General features: G+C 65.1%; 4 protein-coding genes. 2 read left to right on the top strand and 2 right to left on the bottom strand.

The window, feature by feature from the left end; translation table 11 throughout:
* The first annotated feature begins 274 nt into the window (after positions 1–274).
* Positions 275–904, top strand: coding sequence for a flavin reductase family protein (locus ACIP0B_RS15845; protein ID WP_400833466.1), 630 nt, complete (start codon positions 275–277; stop codon positions 902–904).
* Positions 905–907: 3 nt separating this feature from the next.
* Here ACIP0B_RS15845 and ACIP0B_RS15840 read toward each other — a convergent pair whose 3' ends face one another.
* A complete protein-coding gene (locus ACIP0B_RS15840) occupies positions 908–1150 on the bottom strand; it encodes a hypothetical protein (protein WP_400833463.1) in 243 nt (80 codons plus the stop codon).
* Between the two features lie 43 nt (positions 1151–1193).
* Positions 1194–1547: a putative quinol monooxygenase gene (locus tag ACIP0B_RS15835; RefSeq protein WP_400833462.1), complete on the bottom strand. Its 354-nt coding sequence runs from the start codon at positions 1545–1547 to the stop codon at positions 1194–1196.
* Positions 1548–1884: 337 nt separating this feature from the next.
* Between ACIP0B_RS15835 and ACIP0B_RS15830 the strand changes: the two genes are divergently transcribed.
* Positions 1885–2814, top strand: coding sequence for an AraC family transcriptional regulator N-terminal domain-containing protein (locus ACIP0B_RS15830; RefSeq protein ID WP_400833459.1), 930 nt, complete (start codon positions 1885–1887; stop codon positions 2812–2814).
* Positions 2815–3012 lie beyond the last annotated feature (198 nt).

Genomic DNA, 3012 nt, shown 5'->3' with positions numbered 1-3012 from the left:
AAGACCGGCACCGCCGCGGCCATCAGCTGAAGCGCGGATGCAAACACCAAAGCCCGGCCAATGCCGGGCTTGTTCATTTCTGCAGCGACACAACTGCCAGGTCCCAAGCAAAACCCTGTGGGAGCCAGCCTGCTGGCGATGGCGCCGGCCCGGGCACCGCAAGACAGCATCAAGACAGTTGCCCCCGCAGCCTTCTGCACCGGGCTGGAAATCAGCGCCCTGCGCTTGCACTATGGCCCCCCTCAGAACACAGCCTTCCAGGACCGCCCGCGCCATGCCCGATGACATCCACTTCTACGAACCCGCCAACGGCCACGGCCTGCCCCACGACCCGTTCAACGCCATCGTCGGCCCGCGCCCCATCGGCTGGATCTCGTCGCAGGATGCCGAAGGCCGGCTGAACCTGGCGCCGTACAGCTTCTTCAACGCCTTCAACTACATCCCGCCGATCATCGGGTTCTCGAGCGTGGGCCGCAAAGACAGCCTGAACAACATCGAGCAGACCGGCGAATTCGCCTGGAACCTCGCCACCCGGCCATTGGCCGAGCAGATGAACCAGAGCTGCGCAGCGGTGGGGCCGGAGGTCGACGAGTTCGAGCTGGCGGGCTTGACCACCGTGGCTTCGAAAGTGATTGCGGTGCCGCGGGTGGCCGAAAGCCCGGTGTCCTTCGAATGCAAGGTCACTCAGATCATTCAGCTGCAGCGGGCGAGTGGCGAGACAGTGCCGAGCTGGCTGATCCTCGGCGAGGTGGTCGCCGTGCACATCGCCAAATGGCTGCTCAAGGACGGGATCTACGACACCGCCGCCGCAGAACCGATTCTGCGCGGCGGCGGGCCGGCGGACTATTTCCAGCTGGGGCCGCAAGCGTTGTTCAAGATGTGGCGACCGGGTGCGGTCAAGTGAGGCTCACCAGATGAGTTCGGCGTCGTCGCTCACGCCCTGAAGGCGTTCCAGCTCGCGGGTCGCGGCGTCGTCGGCCGCGATGGCGCCGGCGAACACCTGTTCATTCAGCAGCTTGTGGAAACGCGGAGCGCCGCCATCGACCAGGGCCTTGACCGCAATGGCGGCGTAGTAGCCCTTGTTGCCGCCCAGCTCGACGGGGACCACAGCGGAAACCGCTTCGAAGTGTGCGAACTCTTTACGTGCCATGTCTCAGGTTCCGGCTCAGTCAAATAGGCCGGCCATTAAACCCTCAACCGGCGAGTTTGTGTACCGGTGCGCCGCAGGCGCCGAGCGCCTGGGCGGCCGACACCTCCCTGAACGTGTGGAAATCCACGTGATGGACCACCAGGTCCTGCACCAGTTCGCCGAACACCTCCATCGACGGGCTGGCGAAATAGGCGGTCATCGCCTGCTGGCTGCTCCAGAAGCCGGAGACCAGCCACAGCTGCGGATCGCACTGCGAATGCTGCAAGGCGAAGTTCAGGCAACCGGGGGCCGCGCGGGACGGCTCGATCAGCGCGCTCAGGCGCACGCCCAACTCTTCCGAGCGCCCGGCGCGCGCCCGGATGAAGGCCATATGACTGACGGGAATTTGCTTGGACATGTTCAATCCCTCCCAGGGAGTCGCGTGGCAGCCGGGGACGGGCTGCGACAGGATCCAAGGTTACGGGCCGCCCGCCCGGCGCCGTTAGTCGATTCCTGCCGTTGCCTTGCACGATCCTGCGAGACTGGTTCAAAACCCTGTAAAAAAGTGTGAAGGCCTGTCACGGTGCTGTCACACGGGTTTCGAGCAAGTTTGCCCGCCTGCGTCCTGTCATGTCTGGGGGCCGATGCAACCCCGTGCAGGATCAGGCAAGCATTCGACAGGATGTGTCTACCGCTCAAGCTTGCACAAACTTATGCTCTGCCCCACTTCACCGCCCTTGCCGAGGAGGCCGTGCATGACGTCACCCGAACATTTTCCAGCGCCGCTGGACGCCGACATGGAAAAGCAGCGCGCGGAACTGGCGACGCTCATCCGCCGCAACACCTCGGAAGACGGCAGCTACGCCACGGCCATCGGTTCGCTGTTCATGTCCCGCCACACCCAGTCCCATGACTTCGCCCCGGTGCTGGCGCAACCGGCGCTGTGCATCATGGCCCAGGGGCGCAAGGAGGTGCGGCTGGCGGACGAGTACTTCAACTACGATCCGCTGAACTACCTGGTGGTCTCGGTCTCGATGCCGCTGAGCGGGCGGGTGGTGAACGTCTCGCCCGAGGAGCCGATCCTGGCCGTCCGCCTGGACATCGACCCGGCGGAAATCACCGCGCTGATCGCCGACGCCGGCCCCATGGGCGTGCCGACCCGGCCGACCGGGCGCGGCCTGTACGTCGAACGGATCGACAGCGCCATGCTCGACGCGGTGCTGCGCCTGGCGCGCCTGCTCGACACGCCCAAAGACATCGCCATGCTCGCGCCGCTGATCCGCCGGGAGATTCTCTATCGCCTGCTGCGCAGCCCCCAGGGCCACCGGCTGTACGAGATCGCCATCGCCAACAGCCAGAGCCACCGCATCAGCCAGGCGATCAAATGGCTCAACGGCAACTTCGAGCAGCCGCTGCGCATCGATGACCTGGCCAAGGAAGTGAACCTGAGCGTCTCGACCCTGCACCACCGCTTCAAGGCGATGACGGCGATGAGCCCGTTGCAGTACCAGAAACAGCTGCGCCTGCAAGAAGCCCGGCGGCTGATGCTGACCGAGGGGCTGGAAGCCTCGGCGGCGGGGTACCGGGTGGGCTATGAAAGCCCGTCGCAGTTCAGCCGCGAGTACAGCCGTCTGTTCGGCGCGCCGCCGCTGCGGGATCTGGCGCGGTTGCGGCTCACCGTCTGATCCAATTTTTGCGGTGCTGCAACCGACCCCATCGCCAGCAGGCTGGCTCCCACAGGGGATGTGTGTTGATCACGGATTCACTGTGGGATCTGGCGCGGTTGCGGCTCACCGTCTGATCCATGCTTTGCGGTGCGGCGACCGGCCCCATCGCCAGCAGGCTGGCTCCCACAGGGGATGTGTGTTGATCACGGATTCACT

Origin of the sequence: Pseudomonas sp. NPDC089534, from assembly GCF_044749305.1 — a bacterium.
In the GTDB taxonomy this organism is placed as follows: domain Bacteria; phylum Pseudomonadota; class Gammaproteobacteria; order Pseudomonadales; family Pseudomonadaceae; genus Aquipseudomonas; species Aquipseudomonas ekonensis.
Note: the sequence above shows the minus strand (reverse complement) of the source record. Positions and strands in the feature narration are given on the sequence as shown.